This is a genomic window from Candidatus Kuenenia stuttgartiensis, assembly GCF_900232105.1.
GTDB lineage: Bacteria > Planctomycetota > Brocadiia > Brocadiales > Brocadiaceae > Kuenenia > Kuenenia stuttgartiensis_A.
This window is the reverse complement of record NZ_LT934425.1, coordinates 2,884,173-2,902,570: the sequence shown is the minus strand read 5'-3', so window position 1 is coordinate 2,902,570 and position 18,398 is coordinate 2,884,173. Positions and strand designations below refer to the sequence as shown.

At 42.7% G+C, this 18,398-nt stretch carries 22 protein-coding genes and 2 pseudogenes; 12 read left to right on the top strand and 12 right to left on the bottom strand.

Annotated features, from left to right (window positions below):
* Window positions 1-49: 49 nt before the first annotated feature.
* From KSMBR1_RS13540 to nikR, 6 genes are all read right to left on the bottom strand, one after another.
* Window positions 50-778, bottom strand: coding sequence for an energy-coupling factor ABC transporter ATP-binding protein (locus tag KSMBR1_RS13540; RefSeq protein WP_099325807.1), 729 nt, complete (start codon window positions 776-778; stop codon window positions 50-52).
* A complete protein-coding gene (locus KSMBR1_RS13535; RefSeq protein WP_157820608.1) occupies window positions 753-1,448 on the bottom strand; it encodes an energy-coupling factor transporter transmembrane component T family protein in 696 nt (231 codons plus the stop codon). The genes KSMBR1_RS13540 and KSMBR1_RS13535 overlap by 26 nt, the downstream gene beginning before the upstream one ends.
* A 23-nt stretch (window positions 1,449-1,471) precedes the next feature.
* Entirely contained in the window at window positions 1,472-1,612 is a 141-nt protein-coding gene (locus KSMBR1_RS21130) for a hypothetical protein (protein ID WP_157820607.1), read from the bottom strand.
* 19 nt (window positions 1,613-1,631) lie between these two features.
* Window positions 1,632-1,793: a hypothetical protein gene (locus tag KSMBR1_RS21125; RefSeq protein ID WP_157820606.1), complete on the bottom strand. Its 162-nt coding sequence runs from the start codon at window positions 1,791-1,793 to the stop codon at window positions 1,632-1,634.
* A gap of 92 nt (window positions 1,794-1,885) precedes the next feature.
* Complete coding sequence (cbiM, locus tag KSMBR1_RS13525) at window positions 1,886-2,491, bottom strand: cobalt transporter CbiM (RefSeq protein WP_099325805.1); 606 nt, start codon at window positions 2,489-2,491, stop codon at window positions 1,886-1,888.
* A gap of 191 nt (window positions 2,492-2,682) precedes the next feature.
* Window positions 2,683-3,099, bottom strand: a complete 417-nt coding sequence (gene nikR / locus KSMBR1_RS13520) for a nickel-responsive transcriptional regulator NikR (RefSeq protein WP_099325804.1) — start codon at window positions 3,097-3,099, stop codon at window positions 2,683-2,685.
* Window positions 3,100-3,351: 252 nt separating this feature from the next.
* Between nikR and KSMBR1_RS13515 the strand changes: the two genes are divergently transcribed.
* The 8 genes from KSMBR1_RS13515 to KSMBR1_RS13480 all read left to right on the top strand — a co-directional run bounded on the left by KSMBR1_RS13515 (window position 3,352) and on the right by KSMBR1_RS13480 (window position 10,242).
* Entirely contained in the window at window positions 3,352-4,167 is an 816-nt protein-coding gene (locus KSMBR1_RS13515) for a site-2 protease family protein (RefSeq protein ID WP_099325803.1), read from the top strand.
* A 111-nt stretch (window positions 4,168-4,278) separates the two neighbouring features.
* A complete protein-coding gene (locus KSMBR1_RS13510) occupies window positions 4,279-5,469 on the top strand; it encodes a DUF362 domain-containing protein (RefSeq protein ID WP_099325802.1) in 1,191 nt (396 codons plus the stop codon).
* Between the two features lie 120 nt (window positions 5,470-5,589).
* Window positions 5,590-6,984, top strand: a complete 1,395-nt coding sequence (gene mgtE, locus KSMBR1_RS13505) for a magnesium transporter (protein ID WP_099325801.1) — start codon at window positions 5,590-5,592, stop codon at window positions 6,982-6,984.
* 224 nt (window positions 6,985-7,208) lie between these two features.
* Window positions 7,209-7,502 carry a hypothetical protein gene (locus tag KSMBR1_RS13500; protein WP_099325800.1) on the top strand — a complete coding sequence of 98 codons (294 nt, stop codon included), beginning with the start codon at window positions 7,209-7,211 and terminating at the stop codon, window positions 7,500-7,502.
* Window positions 7,499-8,299 (top strand): tetratricopeptide repeat protein, encoded by an 801-nt coding sequence (locus tag KSMBR1_RS13495; RefSeq protein ID WP_099325799.1) that lies wholly within the window; start codon window positions 7,499-7,501, stop codon window positions 8,297-8,299. Before KSMBR1_RS13500 ends, KSMBR1_RS13495 begins: the two co-directional genes overlap by 4 nt.
* 71 nt (window positions 8,300-8,370) lie before the next feature.
* Entirely contained in the window at window positions 8,371-8,682 is a 312-nt protein-coding gene (locus KSMBR1_RS13490; RefSeq protein WP_099325798.1) for a hypothetical protein, read from the top strand.
* Between the two features lie 72 nt (window positions 8,683-8,754).
* The gene (locus tag KSMBR1_RS13485) at window positions 8,755-9,357 is read left to right on the top strand and encodes a hypothetical protein (protein ID WP_099325797.1); all 603 of its coding nucleotides are present in this window, start codon (window positions 8,755-8,757) and stop codon (window positions 9,355-9,357) included.
* 96 nt (window positions 9,358-9,453) lie between these two features.
* Window positions 9,454-10,242 (top strand): hypothetical protein, encoded by a 789-nt coding sequence (locus tag KSMBR1_RS13480; RefSeq protein WP_099325796.1) that lies wholly within the window; start codon window positions 9,454-9,456, stop codon window positions 10,240-10,242.
* A gap of 310 nt (window positions 10,243-10,552) precedes the next feature.
* Here the strand turns inward: KSMBR1_RS13480 and KSMBR1_RS13475 are convergent, their stop codons facing one another.
* Window positions 10,553-10,807: a hypothetical protein gene (locus KSMBR1_RS13475; protein ID WP_099325795.1), complete on the bottom strand. Its 255-nt coding sequence runs from the start codon at window positions 10,805-10,807 to the stop codon at window positions 10,553-10,555.
* 366 nt (window positions 10,808-11,173) lie between these two features.
* On the opposite strand from KSMBR1_RS13475, the gene KSMBR1_RS13470 reads away from it, so the two are divergent.
* The 4 genes and pseudogenes from KSMBR1_RS13470 to KSMBR1_RS13455 all read left to right on the top strand — a co-directional run.
* Window positions 11,174-12,430, top strand: coding sequence for an ISL3 family transposase (locus KSMBR1_RS13470; RefSeq protein ID WP_099325794.1), 1,257 nt, complete (start codon window positions 11,174-11,176; stop codon window positions 12,428-12,430).
* A gap of 3 nt (window positions 12,431-12,433) precedes the next feature.
* Window positions 12,434-13,021: pseudogene (locus tag KSMBR1_RS13465) on the top strand (IS4-like element ISCku4 family transposase); the annotation flags it as partial.
* Window positions 13,022-13,280: 259 nt separating this feature from the next.
* Complete coding sequence (locus tag KSMBR1_RS13460) at window positions 13,281-15,113, top strand: IS1634 family transposase (protein WP_099325793.1); 1,833 nt, start codon at window positions 13,281-13,283, stop codon at window positions 15,111-15,113.
* A 79-nt stretch (window positions 15,114-15,192) separates the two neighbouring features.
* Window positions 15,193-15,369: pseudogene (locus KSMBR1_RS13455) on the top strand (IS1380-like element ISCku8 family transposase); the annotation flags it as partial.
* A 39-nt stretch (window positions 15,370-15,408) separates the two neighbouring features.
* On the opposite strand, the gene KSMBR1_RS23535 reads toward KSMBR1_RS13455, so the two are convergent.
* The 5 genes from KSMBR1_RS23535 to KSMBR1_RS21115 are packed head-to-tail and all read right to left on the bottom strand — an operon-like array spanning window position 15,409 to window position 18,388.
* Window positions 15,409-15,711, bottom strand: coding sequence for a CHC2 zinc finger domain-containing protein (locus KSMBR1_RS23535; protein ID WP_099325792.1), 303 nt, complete (start codon window positions 15,709-15,711; stop codon window positions 15,409-15,411).
* Between the two features lie 11 nt (window positions 15,712-15,722).
* Complete coding sequence (locus KSMBR1_RS13445) at window positions 15,723-16,514, bottom strand: ExeA family protein (RefSeq protein ID WP_099323525.1); 792 nt, start codon at window positions 16,512-16,514, stop codon at window positions 15,723-15,725.
* A gap of 2 nt (window positions 16,515-16,516) precedes the next feature.
* Window positions 16,517-17,572, bottom strand: a complete 1,056-nt coding sequence (locus tag KSMBR1_RS13440) for a Mu transposase C-terminal domain-containing protein (protein ID WP_230407994.1) — start codon at window positions 17,570-17,572, stop codon at window positions 16,517-16,519.
* Between the two features lie 52 nt (window positions 17,573-17,624).
* Window positions 17,625-18,077, bottom strand: a complete 453-nt coding sequence (locus KSMBR1_RS23530) for a helix-turn-helix domain-containing protein (protein ID WP_164994994.1) — start codon at window positions 18,075-18,077, stop codon at window positions 17,625-17,627.
* Between the two features lie 38 nt (window positions 18,078-18,115).
* Window positions 18,116-18,388: a hypothetical protein gene (locus KSMBR1_RS21115; protein ID WP_131493604.1), complete on the bottom strand. Its 273-nt coding sequence runs from the start codon at window positions 18,386-18,388 to the stop codon at window positions 18,116-18,118.
* Between the last annotated feature and the right edge of the window lie 10 nt (window positions 18,389-18,398).

Sequence of the window (18,398 nt, the reverse complement as noted above, 5' to 3'; positions counted from 1 at the left end):
ATTAAATAGCACACTTATTACTATCGTGCCACCATAATTAAAAAAATATTTATTCTTTTATCGGTATTGCCTCCATCCCGTACTTTTTTAAAATACCTTCATTATGTACCAACTCAACGGTAGTTTTGTCTGCAACAATCCTGCCTTTATCCATAAGAATGCACCGTTCGGTCAATTCCTCTATCAGGCGTAAATCATGTGAGGCCACCAGAAGAGCAATTCTTAATCCTTTCAGATAGGTTATTAATTTACGTCTATGACGGTGGTCCAGGTCGTTTGCTGGTTCATCGAGGATTAACAAATCGGGTTCCATCGCCATAGCTGCCGCCAGTGCAACCCTGCGCTTCTGCCCTCCCGATAAATGATGCGGCGGCCGTTCCCGAACATCATTTAATTCAAAATACGCCAGCCACTTTTCCACCGTGTCTGCCACCTGCTGCTTTGGCCAATACAAATTTTTCGGTCCAAATGCAATTTCCTCCCAGACGGAAGAACAAAAAAGCTGATCGTTTACCTGCTGAAAAGTAAGGGCGACATGCTTCCGAACTTCATTAATATTTTTGAGTCCGGTAAGCGGTTTGTCCAAAACACGAACTTCTCCCGAATGTGGTCTTAAAAGCCCGTTTAAGTGCCAAAAAAGGGTTGTTTTGCCAGCGCCACTAGGCCCGATCAGACCCACCTTTTCATGTTGGTGAACGGAAAATGATAATCCTGATATCGCCTGCACACCATTCGGATAAAGAAACGTAACGTTATAAACACTTACCACACAGGACATCGCAAATCACTCCGGTCCAAATTAAAAAAGCCATTAAAAACATCAGAGACAAAACAACATACGAGGGCGCTTCGTCTTTGTCTGTGCTGATAGTATATGTTCCGCAAAATCCGCGTGATTGCATTGCACGTTCAACATTTTCAGATTGCTCAAAACTAGACAAAAGCACACTGCCAATCCCCCCGGCAAGGTTTCGTAATTGCAGGGAACGCAACCCCTTTTTTGCACCGCGTGAAGACTGTGCGGCAAACGTCATTTTTATCCGTTCCCCCATAATAGGTAAAAAACGCGTGGTAAATGCAATGACATTTAACAAAATTGCCGGTATTCCCATTTTCTCTAAGGTTGACAAAATACGTTCAAATCCCACCCATTTAATCCAGATTACACTCCACAACCACATTGAAAACATTTTGACCATGAGGATTGGGGCAAGCGCTCTGCCCTCTTTTGTTAGCAAAAGGCTTACACCGGTGAGAAGGGAAAAAACCCAGACTCCTTTTGCATGGCATACAACAATGAATATGTTTCCAACTGTGAATACACCAAACAATAACACCATAAACAGGCAAACAACAAGAGGCCCAAAATTATTCAGCAAACCTATACCCACCAGTACAAGCAAAACCAGTATCGTTCCTGTGCGGGTAGAAGCCGGCGGCAATTTCAATTTTTGTAGTTTGCAAAATGGCATTATGTCTTTTTTTTTAATAAAAACCGTTGTATGGCATAACCGCCGCCGATAATGAACATGACTCCAATTACCACGCGGATACTTAAAATGTCTAACAACCCCTTTGGGCGTTCTTTAAGAAATTCCTCCCATGTTATCATTGCACGATGACCTCCGGAATCATCTACAATGATTAAGTGAGGTATTGTCTCCAAATTCTCCGGCAACTTCCACTATCCCCTTTTCATCCATTTTATCCTGAAGAATTATTACGCCATTTGCATCCACAAGAACAACCTTTGCTCCTGAGGCAGGTGTATGATCGCTGTAAGATGCATACAATGTTTTCTCCTTAGAAAAAAGAGAAAGTCCGTGTGCATATACCGCTAAAGGCACCGAAAAAAAGATACAAAAAAAAACGAATAAGAAAGCTTTCAATGTAAAATTCCTAATAACGAAGGTTTTGCTTTTTGCAAAAAGTGTACCAGCCAATAACTGATAACGCCTTCAACAAGTATGACAGGAACATGTCCCCAAAAAACCAGTTTGGCAAGGGGCGCCAGCGCCGCATGGGTTGTAGAAAGCGCAACAAAGAGTAAAACGGACGAAATACATACAGCACCGCCACCCGCGAACGATCCTATCCATGGCCGTTTTTTCGCTGAAAACTGTTTCATCCAATGGCGTCCAAGCATGCCGATAATCGCGCCAGGCAACGCCATAACAGCAATATTTACCCCCAACACAGTCAATCCTCCAAAACCAAGGAACAAAGCCTGCAGCAAAAGGCCTACCGTTATTACGGTTACAGCGCTCCATCCCAGTAAAAGTCCTGCAATACCATTGAGGACAAGATGCATGCTGAAAGGTCCAAGGGGTATGTGGATTGTCGAACCTGCAAAAAAAACAGCGGCAATTACTCCGTATGCACCGACTTTGTCAGGTTTCAGGCTTTTTACCGACATCGCTAACGAAGGGGCTGCAACAGCCCATCCGGTAATGACAATGTAGGGAGAAAGTACTCCGTCGCTAATATGCAAAAATGTCTCCTCCGGTTACCAGTAGTACGTATAATATACTCGTGCTATTGCATAGCACAAAAAAAATAATATCACGAATATTCCGGGATGTTTTTTTGCAATGGCAGAAGGAAACCCGTTCTCATTGTATCCATGTTTGCCGCTATGCAAGCATAGTGCAGAAATCCGGGCTTGATTAGAAAAGGCCATATTTACAAAATCCCCTTTCCCGTAGTTGCCATGGATATGCCCCCGTGTTTAACACCTTTTGCCGATTTCAGTTTTCCGTATAATTCCTCTACCATTTGCGGCTTGCCTTTTATAACAATGATTTCAAGACAATTATCATGATCTAGATGGATATGCTGGGAAGAAAGGATAATACCATGATAGTCGTGCTGGATATCAATGAGCATGTTTACCAGTTCCCTTTTATGATGATCGTAAACAAGTGTGATAGAACCGGTAATCTCCTTGCCTTCCTGCCATTCTTCCATCACCAAATTACCGCGTATCAGATCACGTATTGCCTCCGAACGGTTGGTATATTTTTTCTTCTTTATGTGGGTATCAAATTTCTTAAGGAGTTCCTTTTCCAGAGAAACCCCGAATCTAACCAAAAAAGACATCATGCGCCTCAATATAAAATTATGCGTAACGCTCTGGTTTTTTGACATTAAACGATGTTACTAATCGGAAAATAGTATCACGATTCCAGAGGCAATGTCAATATTAACGTTTAATATAATTTACAAAACTTATTTAACATGTTAATGTAAAAAAGAACACATGAAGAAAACAGAGAATTGCTTACAAAAAAGAGGGGTTTTTTACCGGGCAACAATTTAAAAAAACATTGAGAAAGAGGAAAATAAAGGTAAATGACAAGAGAAGACCAGAAATCTCCACCTTTTTTCAAAAAGGTGCGAATCCATGTATTGCTTTTTATTGCCACTTTTCTGACAACGTATTACGTTAATGGAATATGGTATTCACTAGCTATTATGTCAATCCTGCTTTCTCATGAATTAGGACATTTTTTTATGTGCAGAAAATACCATGTAGACGCCACCTTGCCCTATTTTCTACCCCTCCCACTGCCACCTTTTGGTACATTTGGAGCAGTCATAAAAATGAAAGGGCACATCCCCCACAAGCGGGCATTGTTTGATATTGGCGCGGCAGGTCCGCTTATGGGCCTGGTATTTGCCATTCCCGCCATTGTAGTAGGCCTTATCCTTTCAGACGTACGACCTGTGCCAGCCGATTCATCAAATTACCTGGGACTTGGGGAACCGGTACTCTTTTCATTTATCGCAAAGCTTCTATTTGGAACGCTGCCGGAAGGAATGGATATTTATCTTCATCCTCTTGCATTTGCAGGCTGGGCCGGATTATTCGTCACTGCGCTTAATCTTTTGCCAATCGGGCAGCTTGACGGAGGACATATTATGTACGCACTGCTGGGGAAAAAGAGTGACATCGTTTATCGTATAGGTATATTTATTTTTTGCGTAATCACCGTTTTTTTTTATAAGGGCTGGATTTTATTTGCCATACTCCTTCTGATTTTTGGATTTCGACATCCCTCGCCCGCAGATGAATATACGCCTCTCGATCCCAGGAGAAAGATGCTTGGCATTGCCCTTTTCATTATTTTTCTCCTGTCTTTTACCCCCGTGCCTCTTAAATTTTAGTACCCATCTGCTCATTTTTACTACTATCATGATATATGCTGTGGTATAGTATTACCCAGCAAAGACTTCTTTTGTAACGTAGATACAAGAAACATTTTACGAGGTTTACCCATGTCTATAGTATCAATTGCAAAATGTGACGATTATACCCTGGAAAAGGTTTACCATGCGATACATCGGTCTCTAAGCTTGCTTAATGGCACTGAAATGCTTGTACGACCAGGAAAAAAGGTACTGTTAAAACTTAACCTTCTTTCATCATCACAAACCCCGGAAAGAGCGGTAAATACCCACCCTGCAGTTGTCAGGGCGCTGGTGGATATATTTCAGAAAGATTTTGGGTGCGAGGTATATATTGGGGATTCATCAGGAAGCGTAAAAAACAGTTCCACGTTCAACGCCTTCCGGGTTACCCGTATCAACGAAATTGCGGAAAATACCGGCGCAAAGATTGTAAATTTTGATAAAGACAAATACATCGATGTTTACAACAAGGATTATGAAATCTTAGACAAATTCCGTATAGCCAGGACGTTGAGAGAGGTAGATTTTATTGTTTCCGTTCCTAAACTGAAAACGCACGGTTTAACGCAGTATACCGGAGCGATAAAAAACATGCTCGGCTCGATACCGGGCAATGGCAAAAAGAATGTCCATTTAATAGCGCCGAAACCAACCGTCTTTGCCAAGGCGTTGGTGGATATTTACCAAATGGCGCCGCCTCATCTCATCATAATGGATGCAATTGTAGGCATGGAAGGAAACGGCCCTAATGCGGGAAACCCAAAAAAGGTCGGTTTAATTATTTCCAGCAGGGACAGCGTCGCGCTGGATACGGTAGCCAGCAACATCATTGGTTTCGAACCTATGGCCGTACCGACTATCCGTTTTGCACATCAGCGCGGTTTGGGCATTGGCGAATTGCGCAATATTACTGTAGCAGGAGAATCCATTCAAAATGTAGCGGTGCATGATTTTAAAAAACCATCCAGCGGTGCACAGGACTTTGCGGGAAAGTATCTCCCCAATTTTCTTCTTGCGATGATGTTTGACAATACCTGTTCTACTTTTTCCACCGTAAACCATTCCAATTGTACAAGGTGTTATGAGTGTGTAAGAAATTGCCCTGCCGGCGCCATGTCAAAAGACACGGGAAAAGTAGAGGTCGACAAAAAGAAATGTATTGGTTGTTTTTGCTGTGATGAGGTATGCGATTTTCATGCAATAGAGATGAAACGCTCTCTGGTTGGCAGAGCGTTGCTGGGTATGGCGAAGGCTTTAGGAGTAGAAAAGGTAGAATAAATTCCTCCACTGTGCAAAAGAAAAAATAATGGTACGTTGAATGAAAATAGCATTGTTTTACCCCTGTGAAATTTTTTCAGGTCAATAGATTTATCAGACTGGAACCAATAAGGCAGAACGTTGCCAAAAAATTTTAATACCTTTGTAAAAATGGAACTAAAGTGGGCAAATATTTTCCTTCCTGAAATCAAGGAACTTATAAGGACAAAAGACTTCAGCCGGCTGCGGGATTTTCTTCGCGAACGCCATCCCGCCGATATTGTCGACATTCTCGCCGGGCTGGAACCTGCAGAGAAGGTGGTAAGCTTCAGATTGCTTGACAAGAGCAAAAGTTCTGAAGTCTTTTCACTCTTTGATTCTTCCGAACAGGAAGCGCTCCTAAAGCAATTTACAGAACAACATGTAAGAACGCTTTTAATTGAAATGGAGCCGGACGACAGAACCCAGCTATTTGATGAACTCCCTGCAGACGTTGTGGAAAGACTCCTGAAATTACTCCCTCCCGCGGAAAGAAAGGAAGCAAACGAGCTTTTAAATTATCCCCCTAACTCCGCAGGCCGCATAATGACCCCTGAGTTCGTGGGGCTTCAAATGCATATGACCGTTGCACGGGCGCTTGAACATATACGGAAAACAGGTTTGAACCGTGAAATTATTTACATATGCTATATCGTTGATGAAACAAAAAAATTGCGGGGGGTTACCTCTCTCAAAAACATCATCCTTGCGAATCCAGACCAACTGATACAAGAGATAATGAATGAACATGTTTTATTTGTTCACACCACCGATGACCAGGAAAAAGCGGCAAAAGTGGTTCAGAAATACGATCTTCTTGCGGTACCGGTAGTCGATAACGAAAACAGGCTCGTTGGTATTGTGACGTTTGACGATGTGCTTGATGTTGTAGAAGAAGAAGCAACCGAGGATTTTAAAAAAATGGCTGGTATCCAGACTATAGAAGACGAATATTTCCGCGTTGGAGTATCAAAACGCGTGATTAACCGGATAGTTTGGCTCGCGATACTTGTCATCGCTGCAACCATTTCACAAACAATACTGAAGGGATACTCAGAAATCTTAAGCTCGATGATTGCAATTGCCTATTTCATCCCTATGCTAACGGGTTCAGGCGGCAATACTGGTTCCCAGTCATCTACCCTTGTGATCCGGGCGCTGGCTACGGGAGAGATAACTACCAGGGAATGGTGGAAAATTTTACTAAGGGAATTACGGGTAGGGGTTGTGCTTGGACTAATTTTAGGATTTATTGCTTTTTCCATTGCAGCAATATCCACAAAACAACCCGCACTGGCCGCAACGGTAGGAATTTCCTTATTTTCCGTAGTGAGTGCCGGGAACATCGTAGGAGTCTCTATCCCGCTGCTTTTCCGGCTGATAAAACTGGATCCGGCGTTTGTATCTGCACCATTAATTGCAACGATACTGGACGCAACGGGACTTATTATTTATTTCGAAATCGCCAGAAGGGTGCTTTTGATAACAACCCACTAACATTTTTTTCCCCAACAAACAGCATGGACAAAGCATTTGCCAGTTTGGGTATGAACGCATTTATGACAATTTATAGCAAATGCTTCGCCCATGCTTCCCTTAAAAAAATACCGCTAAAATCGCAAGGAACCCGTATAAACGAAGCTTGACTTTTTTTTTGACCGATGGTATCCTTTGATACTTTTATCATTGTGAATTATAGCAAACTTTGAACGGAGGCGCGATTGCCATATCAACGCAAATCTTCAAACGAAAATATCGTCTTGCTTGGCCTTGCATTTGACCACGAAGATAATCATAAAAGGATTACCACGGGAGAAAATTTTTATATCCTTGGCGGATCTGCCAAAACCCATGACAACCTTGCGGAAAAGGTAATGGCTTTTAATAAAACCGTTAAAACATACGGCAAAAAATTAGAAGACATTTCTAAAACTGAGTTTTATGAAATCGTTAAAAAAATTGACGATAAAAACAAAAAAATATTCTGGTTTTATCCCAGCCAAATAAACTTATGATACGAATTGCACCTCTTTTATTACTACTCAACCTGTTTTGTACCCTCCAAATTTTCGCAACAGAATTTTTTGATGATTTTGAGATACATTACAAGTTGGGAAACGAATACAATATGCAGGGAATGCTGGATGAGGCAATCTCGGAATACCATGCCGCAATAAAGATAAATCCAGGCTATGCAAATATTTACAATAACCTTGGGGTTGCGTATAGCAAAAAAAGGATGTTTGATAAAGAAATAGAGTCATACAAAACGGCAATTGACCTGAATGCTGAATTTGAGGATGCATATTTTAACCTGGCAATTGCATATGGCTCGAAAGGCATGGTAGATGAGGAAGTATCCACTTACCAAAAATTAATAAGCATCGATCCGTATAATTTAGAGGGTCTGTACAATTTAGGGCATGCTTACCGTAAAAAAGAGAAATTTGATGAATCAATTGCCGCATACAAAAAAGTAACAGAACTCTATCCTGATTATTTCAATGCGCAGTTCAATTTGGGTGTTGTCTATGGACAAAAAGGCATGTTAACCGAGGAAATTATTCAATACAAAAAAGCGTTGACATTAGCGCCAAACGACGCAAAGATTCACTTTAACCTTGGTATTGCTTACGGTGAAATGAAAATGGTTGAAGATCAAATACGCGAATTTAAAGAAGCCCTTGCTATAGATCCCTATTACATTAAAGCTTATAAAAATCTGGAATCTGCCTATCGGCAAAAAGGATTAATTGTAGAAGCAGATGAAGAACTATCAAAGTACAACAACCTGACCCGGACGGAGAGGTAAAAAAACATAGTCTTATTTTAGTTTTCAGGCAATAACGTAAACGCTGTAAAAATCAAAGGAGGAAGAAAAAAATGCTCAACAAGGTCAACGCGATGATCGACAAGGTAAATGGAGTTGTTTCTGAGAAATCAGAGAAGGTTATGACAAACAAAAAAGTAGAGGGGATGGTAAACGGTATTGGCGCAATGGTTACCTTCCTCGGTGCAATTGCTTTTGGTATAGTTTTCATCATGTGTACCGCAAGTTTAATGAAAACCGGAAAGAATTATGTCGTGAGGCCTACCGCTGATACGGCCGTAGAAGCAGGAGCAGAAGGAGTGGAAGATGCTGAATGGGGGCACGGTGAAGACGAAGAGGAAGAAGATGTGGATGAGGATGAATAAGACACGGCAGATGACCGGTATCATTTTTATTTAACGTTGCTTATAACGTTTTAAAAGTAAGTAGGATGGCATATGGTGAAAAAAATCTTTCTCGTAACGAATAGCATCTTTATTGTCCTTGCCCTCTGTTTTTTAGCACCAGCACAAGCAGTATCCTTACGTTTAGCGCCAGAACAGATACAGGAGGCAATCCAATACGGAAGGCAAAATAAAGAGGTTGATTTCGTTGCCTTTTCAAAAGAATGGACGGTATCCCTCGGAAAGGGAATAGGCTTTGCCACATTATTCACTCCTTACCACAATGTTGCTTACAAGGCAAAAAAGTTTGAAATAGAACATAAAAATCTTACCAACCGGGACATTTTGAATGCTTTAGAAATAGGAAATGCGCTTGTATTTACCGTAACTGTTTACGGGGACGCATTTAATTTCGCAGTATTTCAAACTGCAAAACTTTGTCAAAAAGATCTGGAAATCAGACCTATATATGAATTTAAACCAGATATTGCCGATGCCAGTGAATTTTGGCCAAATCCCCCGAGCCAAATGGCAAGAATGGTATTTAAATTCCCTGTTTACGATATTGATTTAAATATGCCAATAACATTGGTTGTTTTTGATCCGGAAGAAGAAAAAGAGGCATCATTCCCTTTCGATTTAGAAAAAATGAAATGAATTTTATATTCCTGCCACATATATCCTTACGATAACGTGATGCATAAACAAGATAAGCTCGTTACCTCCAAACTTAACCCATAGAAGGGGGCGATTATGGCAAAATTTGTCACGCTCTTTCTGGCACCGATGGTATTTTCTACACTAACAGGATGTATTACTGTTGAGACAAAAACCAGCAAAGATACTGAGGCACATTTGGCGCAGATTGATCAAAAAATAAATACTTTCGAGAAACAATTTAAGGATTTAGATTATACTACTAAAAATGCGACGACACGCATTGAAATGCTTACACAAAAAAATATGAGCATGGATGCAAAATATTCGAATTTATCTGAAATGCTAACTACTATCAGAACCGACCTTGAATCAAAAAATAATTCCATGGAAACCACCCTTTCTTATCTCACAAACGATATAGAGACTATTGAAAAACATCTGGGTGAAATCGAGAAGGCAAACTCTGAGCTACGCAATCAGATTGCTATCCTGCAAAACCAACGTTTGATTAGCCAAAAAGAAGATACTACGTTTGCAAAAAAAGCAATTATACCACAAACAAAAGAAACACCTCTCGCAAACCGTGAACTGATTAAAGAGGAAAAGAATGAAGTAGAATTCCCTGAAAACGAGGAAGCACTGGAGATTCAAACAGATAAAAAACCTTTTGCGCGGGAAGAAATGAAAGAATTATCCGATGCGCAAAAAAAAGAAAGATTACAAACACTTTTAGATGACGCATTAGAACAATATCGGGAAGGAAACTACCAGGAGGCGATTGCGAGATGGGAAAAAGTGCTTGAACTGGAACCTGATAATCTGGAAGCAAAATTCAATATTGAAATTACAAAGGAAAAAATGAAATCGCTGTCCAAAAACTGATAGAAAAGGAAAGAATCCCCCCATTGGTTAACCCCAATACCTTCCTTTTTTTATGAAAATTGTTTTCCACGAAATACCACATTTTCAATTAAACCAAGCCTTCGGCAAATTTTTTACAACGCCCATGCAGGAGTGAACCATATGTTCATCCCTACCAACCCTCCCAGCACGATCCAATAGGAGATAAAAAACAGAAAATTATGCAGATATATGTTGTATTTGTTTTCTCCGCGCCCTCTGCAGTGAACTATTAAAAAATTTCAAGGGGTTAAGACCTTCTATTTTCGCATAAAAATGATACACGTTGAAGTTAACCCACAACATGGTCAGCGGCACGGCGTTCATCCAATTCCCAACTTGCATGTCTTGTAGCCTCAAGACTGTGAATGGAGAGTAGATCAGGTACCAACTTTTGCATTATTTCTTCAACCGATAGAATCAATGAAGCGTAACGGGATTTGGCCGATTCCTTTACCCTTGCTTTTAGACTTATCCACTGGAAGACAGAAAATGCAACAAGTCCAACCGTAGCAACAGCAGATATAACAGATGAATAATCAGACATAGAAACACTTGGCGCGGCCTTTGGCCGCAACCAAATTCAAAATACGAATATCGAAATACGAAACAAATTCAAATGACAAAAAACCCAATGCTCCAAACTTTACGTAATCCTCATCTAATCAATGCCTTACGGTTATGCATTTTGAAAAACGAGCATAAAAAACAAGAAGTTGATGGATAGTAGTACAAAGTGATTTCTCCAATTATTTTGGTTTGTGGAAACAACTTCCTCTGTAATGAAATACCGGCTCGTCCGCAGAATCTGTGGGTAATAAGTAAGGATTAGTAAGAGAAAAGGTGCATTGCCATCCCAAAGGGAGTAAGATGTTTTTTATCAAGAAAGCATCTTAACCCAAAAGGAGAGGCAATGCAGATAAAGACATTATTAAATACGGTAGAGAATTTCAAGTCATTTGTTTACAAAGCAGTCAGTTTCGAGGTCATAAATGGTAGAAAGGCATTAGTAGCAGATATAAAGCCGAGGGTAAATGCCAAGCCTGAATGTTCAGTATGTGGGAAGAGAGCGTCTGGGTATGATACACAGCCGTCCCGGTTATACGAGTATCCGCCATTATGGGGGTTTCAAGTATTTTTCCGATATTCCCCGCGACGCGCCGCCTGTCCAGTGGACGGAATCCATGTAGAGCGAATTCCCTGGTCAGAAGGTAAGGAGCAGATGACCACCACATACAAGGTATTCCTGTCTCGATGGGCTAAACGCCTGAGTTGGAAAGAGACAGCCGAGATATTCAAGTCCAGTTGGGACAGTGTGTATAGGGCAGTGCAGTTTGTAGTTGCCTACGGCCTTGCCCACAGGGACTTGGAGAATATAACGGAAATAGGAATAGACGAGATACAAGTCTGGAGTGGCCACAAGTATTTAACCCTTGTATATCAGCTTGATTCGCATGCCAAAAGGCTTTTATGGAGTGGCCCTGAGCGGAAGGCAAAGACCCTGCGGAAGTTTTTCATGGAGTTAGGTATAGAACGTTGTCTGAGAATCAAATTCGTTTGCAGCGATATGTGGTCGCCGTACCTGAAGGTGATAGCGAAGAAGGCTTCCCAGGCGCTTAATATTCTTGACCGTTTCCACATCATGAAGAAATTCAATGAAGCCATAGACCAGATACGGAGGGAAGAGGTCAAAAAGCTCAAGGATGAAGGCACAGACAATGTTTTGGAAAAGAGCCGTTGGTTACTGTTGAAAAGGCCTGAGAACTTGACAGAAAAGCAAACGGTACGGTTAAGCCAGATAGTTAAGATCAACCTGAGTTCAATAAAGGCATATTTAATGCGTGAAGATTTTCAGCGTTTTTGGGAGTATAAGTATCCGGCGTATGCAGACAGGTTTCTCGAGAACTGGATTACGAGAACCCTAAAAACCAACCTGGAACCTATGAAAAAAGTGGCAAAGATGTTGCGCAATCACAAGCAGCTCATTCTCAACTGGTTCAAGGCTGATGGCAGACTTTCTTCCGGTACGGTTGAGGGGTTTAACCTTAAGGCGAAACTGACTATGAGAAAGGCTTATGGTTATAAATCTCTGGAATGCCTGCAAACAGCCTTGTATCATACTCTTGGTAATTTGCCGGAACCAATACTTACCCACAGATTCTGCGGATGAGGCATAAATTATAGAACCCTTGATCTGCTTTGGAAACCCGTGGGTATTCTTATTCGATTTGTATTGGTGGATCACCCTCAAAGAGGGAAAATTATTTTAATGAGTACGGATTTAACTATTAATGCAATGGAAATTATCTGCCTGTATGGATTGCGTTTCAAAATCGAAGTGTCTTTCAAACAGGCGCTTAGAACCTTGGGCACATATGCCTACCATTTTTGGATGAGAAATATGCAGCCAATTAAAAGGCGTTCCGGCAATCAACATGTTCACAAAAGAAGCTCTGAATACAGAAATGCAGTTCGCAGAAAACTTGCAGCCTATCACAGACATATACAGGCCGGCGTTATTGCACAGGGGCTTTTGCAATATATTTCTTCAGCATTTCCATCGCTTGTTTGGAATTCCTTCGGGTCATGGTTGCGGACTATGAGACCGGGAATTTGTCCTTCAGAACAAGTGACGGCCATTGCAATGAGAAATTGCCTTCCTGAATTTCTCGTGGATTCATCTCAAAAGTCAATCCTTACAAAATTTATTCTTGAACGAATCGATTTTTCCAGGGCAGAAGGGGCTCGATTGGTCGCATAGTTGCTTTTACTACACTTTTTAACTATTTTATTTTCACTCACAAGGTATTTTTACTCGTGAGAATGGGATTAGTGCCTACTGTAAAATACGGTACTCTTAACCCAACTTCGACAAATTTACCCTGAAAAAGGCAAGAAATTGAGCGTATAATAGTCGTAACCTATTGGTATGGTTGAATGTTGCTTTCGGCGTTTAATGTAGTGCCTGAATATTATTGTTTATGCTTGCGGCGCCATTGCTTACATGGTAAAATACCGGTGTGTTTATCCGTGAAAAGATCAAAAAAGTGAATGGCGGGAAGAGCTACATACAACACCAACTCATCGAATCCATTCGCACCCCTTCAGGGCCAAGACAGCAAATAGTCTTAAACCTTGGGCAGCTTAGTCTGCCCGAGGAGAAGTGGAAGACCCTTGCCAATTGCATTGAAGGATTTTTAGCAAATCAAAAAACGTTGTTTCCTCAAGATCCTGAAATAGAGGCGAAAGCAAGGCATTATGCCAGCCAGATAAGACAGGAGCGGTTGGACAGGGCGCAAGAACGTATTACCGGCGGTGAATCAGCAGGGGAAGAACCTGCTCAATACGAGCATGTGAATATTAATTCCCTGATAACAAATGATGCAAAGACCGTAGGCGCCGAACACGTGGCCATAAGCCAAATGAATGAATACGGGTTTGATAAGATATTGCAAGGGCTTGATTTTACAGATGACCAGATTGCCTATTCCAAGATGCTCATTGTGGGGAGAATGGTTCATCCCGGCAGCGAGCGTGATACCGTGCGATGGCTTTCTGAAACAAGCGGGGCGGGAGAGCTGTTGGACTCCGGGGTTAAACTGTATGATAAAGCGCTGCATCGCGCGGCAGTCTTGCTTTGGGAGAATCATGCCGCCATAGAGCAAGAGTTGTCAAAGCGGGCGCGAGAGATATTTTCCCTTAAAGAGACGGTGATTTTATATGATTTAACAAATACCTATTTTGAGGGTAGCAAAAGAGGGAGTAAGGTGGCCCGGCGCTACAAATCAAAAGAGAGCCGTAATGATTGTCCGTTAATTACGCTATCCCTTACCGTTGATGAAGAGGGATTTCCCAAGCAGAGCAAGGTTTTTGAGGGCAATGTGTCGGAGCCTGGTACCCTGAAAGATATTTTGGAGGGATTAAAAAAAGAAGACGGTATGTTTTCAAATGATAGAACGATAGTTATGGACGCAGGGGTTGCAACGGAAGAGAACATTGCGCTTATCAGGAAGAGTGGCTATAAATATGTGGTCGTCTCGCGCAAGAAATCTTTTGAAGATACTTTTTGGCCTGAAACGGACGAAGAGAAGATTATGTTATCAGACGGGAAAACAACGTTGGGCATGAAATTAGTCCGTACTGAAGAAGAGGCATTCCTTTTATGCCACAGCGAGGCAAAAGAGCCAAAAGAGAAGTCCATCCTTTCCCTGAAAGAACAAAGGTTTGAAGAGGCGCTCTCGGCAATAAAAGAAGGATTAGAGAAGCCAAAAAGACAGAAAAAATATGATACGATCATAGAGAGGATAGGCCGGTTAAAAGAACGCTACAAGGTGGGCAATTTATATACGATCAAAGTGGAACAGACGGATGGCAAAGCGACCGATATCAAATTTAAGAAAAATGCTCAGGCGCAAGCAAAGGAAGAAGCCATAGGCACGTATGTATTACGGACAAACCGACTTGATCTTAGCGGGGAAGAGATATCAAAGCTCCATAGGTCGTTGAGTACTGTTGAGGAAAGTTTTAAAACAATGAAAGGCAACCTTGGTTTACGGCCAAACTTTCACCACACAGATACCCCAACCATTGCCCACGTGCATGTCACTGTATTGGCCTATCACATACTTGCCGGGATATTAAAAAAGCTAAGAACCGCAGGGGTTCATTATAATTGGAATACGATTCGTAATATCCTTGCCACCCATATAAGGGTAACAACGACCATGAACACAAAGGACGGCTGCGTTATTGACGTCAGAACCTGCACAGCGCCCACGGAAAAGCAGCACACGATTTACAATAAACTACAACCTAAATCCTGCAAACAAGGCAAAGCCTTGTTGCAGGAATAGGATTGAAATGGTAGGATTTCCAAGGTATTCGGCGGTATATTGATAACAAAAAACACCTGAAAGGAGATTCACCATTTCGATGAAGAATATAGCAAAAAAATACAGCAAAAGACAACCGAAAATCAAGGCAGAGATGAGCGGGAAAGGCTTAACGGTACATGCAGGGCTTTTACCGGTATTGAATTTTATGGGTAAGCTGATGTTCCGGGAGAGAGTCCATGAAGCGGTCCATAAGGATCGTGGAGCAAATGCCCGGTTGCTAAGCCCCACAATAAATGAACCTGGAATTCTCAGATTAAGTGGAATTAATATATTGAGGTAAAACGGATTTTAGCAGATAGACAGCATCTGGGAAAGAGGAGTTGGAATCTACCATGACGATGTCGATGGTATTAAAGTTTTTTTTACAACGGAAACACCTGGCGAGGTTCGTATTTGGGTTGGTGGCGGAATTAAATTCAGAACAGAGAGGGCAGAGGAAGCGGAAATAGCCTTCGGAGTATTTATGAGGTATGGAGAGGACATCAGTGATGAGTCGATCGATGGGGATATCGTTTCGTAATGAGCGCAAGAGTTGAGGGGAAAAGAGACGGGCCATGGTAGACCTCCTTAAAAAGATTGAATTTCAGCAAGAGCCTGATGGAAGATATCCTGGGTAATTTTCTGTGATTGTCTGATGGAAGCGTTAATCAGGCAGGCGGTGGAAATGGCGTTGATTTGCCTTGGGATGCCGGCGGAGAACTCATGGATCAGGTCTTTGACGTCTGAGTCAAAGATTTTATCGGATGCGCCGGAAGATTTCAGATGGAAGTCTATGTATGCAGCGGTTTGAGTTTTAGTAAGGGGATGAATGTGGTAATGTACCGAGATGCGTTGTGCGAAGTCGGCATGGATGTCTCTTTTGAGGATATATTTGAGGTGTTCCTGTCCCGAGAGGATGATTTTGAGATGAGTGGAAGAATCAAGCGGAGAGCTGACAAGGAGTCTGAGGTCTGTGATGGCGTCGGTTTTCAGGAGATGAGCCTCGTCGATAACGATAATGGGAGTGAGATTTGAGCGCAAGGATTTATCCATAATTTGGAGGAAGAGCCGGTCTTTGGTGTGTTTTGGTATTTCACCGAGCTGGGAGACGATTAAGGAGAGAAGGCTGGATGATTTTAGGTGGGTAAAATGGAGGTAGATGGGGAGAAACAGGTTTTGGGGGATTTGTGAGAGGAAGAGTTTGAGGAGTGTGGATTTTCCGACTCCCGTCTGTCCGTAGAGGACGGCGATAGAGCCTGAGTGTAAGAGGTATTGGAGTCGTGCAAGCCCCTGGGTAAAGCGTTCGTCTTTCATGATAAGGCTGGTGTTGATTCTTTCAGAGAACGGCTGAGTAGTCATGGAAAAATGAGAAGTAAACATGGTTAAGAGACCTCCTTTTTCGAGTAAGCGATTTGTAATTCACGAATGATATAGGGTAAGGTTTTCACGGAGGCATTTTGGAATGCCTCCGTGAGCAATGATTCGTTGAGAGCGGGGATACGGTTGTAGCATTTTTTAAGCGATTCGAGTTCATGAGAGCTGAAGGCGGAGAGAGAGCCTTTGTGTCCCATGAGGAGTGCGAGTTTCTGGACGAATGCCATGAATGGCCAGGGTCGTTCGGAGATGATTTGGTGGTAATCAATGCCTTTGGCCTGAGCCTGGAGAATGGATTTGTGTTTCTGAGTGATAAGGTCGAGGTAATTATGTTTTGGTTTTGAAGGTGAGGCGGCTGGAGTTTCAGCGCCCTGGTCGCGCAGGTAGAGATTTCCCGAGCCGAGGTATTCACCGTTTGCGGAATAGATCAAGACCTTTTTGAGATCGCCGTATGGGTCGTAACGGACTTCTACTTTATCGCCTCTGAGTTTGGGGTCAACACGGTAAAAGCGGTTATCAATGCGGACATCGGCAAAGGTTCTGTCAACGGTTCTGGGGATGCGTTTCATGAAGAAGGCAAGAGCGGCGTCCATATCGACGTGTCGGATGACGGTAAGCCCCTCGTCGTAGCGTTGTTTTGGAGATTGATTGGTTTCGGAGTGGATTCTTGCGTGATAGACAACGGCAAGGTAAGCGGAGAAGGCCTGGTTAATGGCATCAAGGGTGATAATGTCGCCGGAGCGGACTTCCGACTCGAACTGTGTCTGGCTGGTGCCGAAGAAACGTTCGACCAGTCCGCCGGGAGCAGGGTCGCGTGGTGGTCTGTGGATGAGTTTAATGCCGAGGTTGTAACAGGCAGAGCGCAGGGCGTCAGAGTGGTAGACCTTGGCATTGTCGAGGTAGAGTTCTTTGGGCGAGCCGTGGATAGTCCAGGCCCTGATGAGAGAATCGATAAGGATATCGAGGGTTTGTTTGAGATAATACCGTCCTTCGACCACATAACGGCTGTAGCAGTCGATAAAGAGACAGAGGTTTGTGGGAAGCGCCTCGCCGTCAACGAGCACGAAAGGGCCTTCCTGGAAGTCGCCAATCCAGAGGTCGTGGGTATGCTCACGGCTAAGAGCGTATACGCACCTTTTGCTGTGAGACGCCGAGTTTGAGCCGGGTCGCCCCTGCGAGTCTGAGATGGCGGTAGAGGGTGGATTTGGGGATCGTTTTCCCATAGTATTTCTCAAGAAAGCGGTTGAGGCAATCGTCGCTGCGGCGTGGTTGTTCTTTTTTGAGTTCAACGGCTTTGTCGATAATTTCAGGAGAAAACCTTCTGGATGCGCCACGGTCGCTCCTCGCCTTTCTTGCAAGAGATTGAAATCCATCTTTGCGGTAGCGGTTGAGTTTTCTCCTGAGGGTAGAGATAGTGGGTCTTTTCCGCTTTCCGTTGGGGAATACGACCTCCTGAAGGCAGAGTTTTTTCAGAAAAAGGTTGGTCTGCTCCTTCTCAATCTCACCGAAGATGACAGGATGCAGAAGATTGCACCAGAATAAAGCCCATTTTTCGTCTTTCGATTTCATAATTCACCTCCTTTTTTAAGTGTGGAGGTGATTGTAACTCAAGACCAGCCGCTTTTTGTTGCCAGTTCGGGGAAAAATGAATGCCCAAAAATTCGGTGATATTCCGGCTCGGCGCTGAACAATTGAATCGATTGATCGAGGGAGGTTTTTCGTTGTTTGCTTTTATACTTTCCGTGGTAAATGGGAAACATTTGGCGAAAAACCGGAGAGTTGGGGTCGGCCTGCCTGATGAGGTCAAAGGCGTTGCGGAGTGTGTATTTCAGTGAGCCAAAGAAACGCAGCCACCTCCAAACGGTTGACCAGGCAAGCATGCGGTTGTCT

Coding starts and splice junctions, on each gene's coding strand:
- KSMBR1_RS13485 (WP_099325797.1), top strand. CDS start 8,755: ATGGTGAAAAAAATCTTTCTCGTAACGAATAGCATCTTTATTGTCCTT.
- KSMBR1_RS13445 (WP_099323525.1), bottom strand. CDS start 16,514: ATGTTTACTTCTCATTTTTCCATGACTACTCAGCCGTTCTCTGAAAGA.
- KSMBR1_RS13510 (WP_099325802.1), top strand. CDS start 4,279: ATGTCTATAGTATCAATTGCAAAATGTGACGATTATACCCTGGAAAAG.
- KSMBR1_RS23530 (WP_164994994.1), bottom strand. CDS start 18,077: ATGAAATCGAAAGACGAAAAATGGGCTTTATTCTGGTGCAATCTTCTG.
- KSMBR1_RS21115 (WP_131493604.1), bottom strand. CDS start 18,388: ATGCTTGCCTGGTCAACCGTTTGGAGGTGGCTGCGTTTCTTTGGCTCA.
- nikR (WP_099325804.1), bottom strand. CDS start 3,099: ATGTCTTTTTTGGTTAGATTCGGGGTTTCTCTGGAAAAGGAACTCCTT.
- KSMBR1_RS13515 (WP_099325803.1), top strand. CDS start 3,352: ATGACAAGAGAAGACCAGAAATCTCCACCTTTTTTCAAAAAGGTGCGA.
- KSMBR1_RS23535 (WP_099325792.1), bottom strand. CDS start 15,711: ATGGCCCGTCTCTTTTCCCCTCAACTCTTGCGCTCATTACGAAACGAT.
- KSMBR1_RS13490 (WP_099325798.1), top strand. CDS start 8,371: ATGCTCAACAAGGTCAACGCGATGATCGACAAGGTAAATGGAGTTGTT.
- KSMBR1_RS13540 (WP_099325807.1), bottom strand. CDS start 778: ATGTCCTGTGTGGTAAGTGTTTATAACGTTACGTTTCTTTATCCGAAT.
- KSMBR1_RS13495 (WP_099325799.1), top strand. CDS start 7,499: ATGATACGAATTGCACCTCTTTTATTACTACTCAACCTGTTTTGTACC.
- KSMBR1_RS13475 (WP_099325795.1), bottom strand. CDS start 10,807: ATGTCTGATTATTCATCTGTTATATCTGCTGTTGCTACGGTTGGACTT.
- KSMBR1_RS13480 (WP_099325796.1), top strand. CDS start 9,454: ATGGCAAAATTTGTCACGCTCTTTCTGGCACCGATGGTATTTTCTACA.
- KSMBR1_RS21130 (WP_157820607.1), bottom strand. CDS start 1,612: ATGATAACATGGGAGGAATTTCTTAAAGAACGCCCAAAGGGGTTGTTA.
- KSMBR1_RS13470 (WP_099325794.1), top strand. CDS start 11,174: ATGCAGATAAAGACATTATTAAATACGGTAGAGAATTTCAAGTCATTT.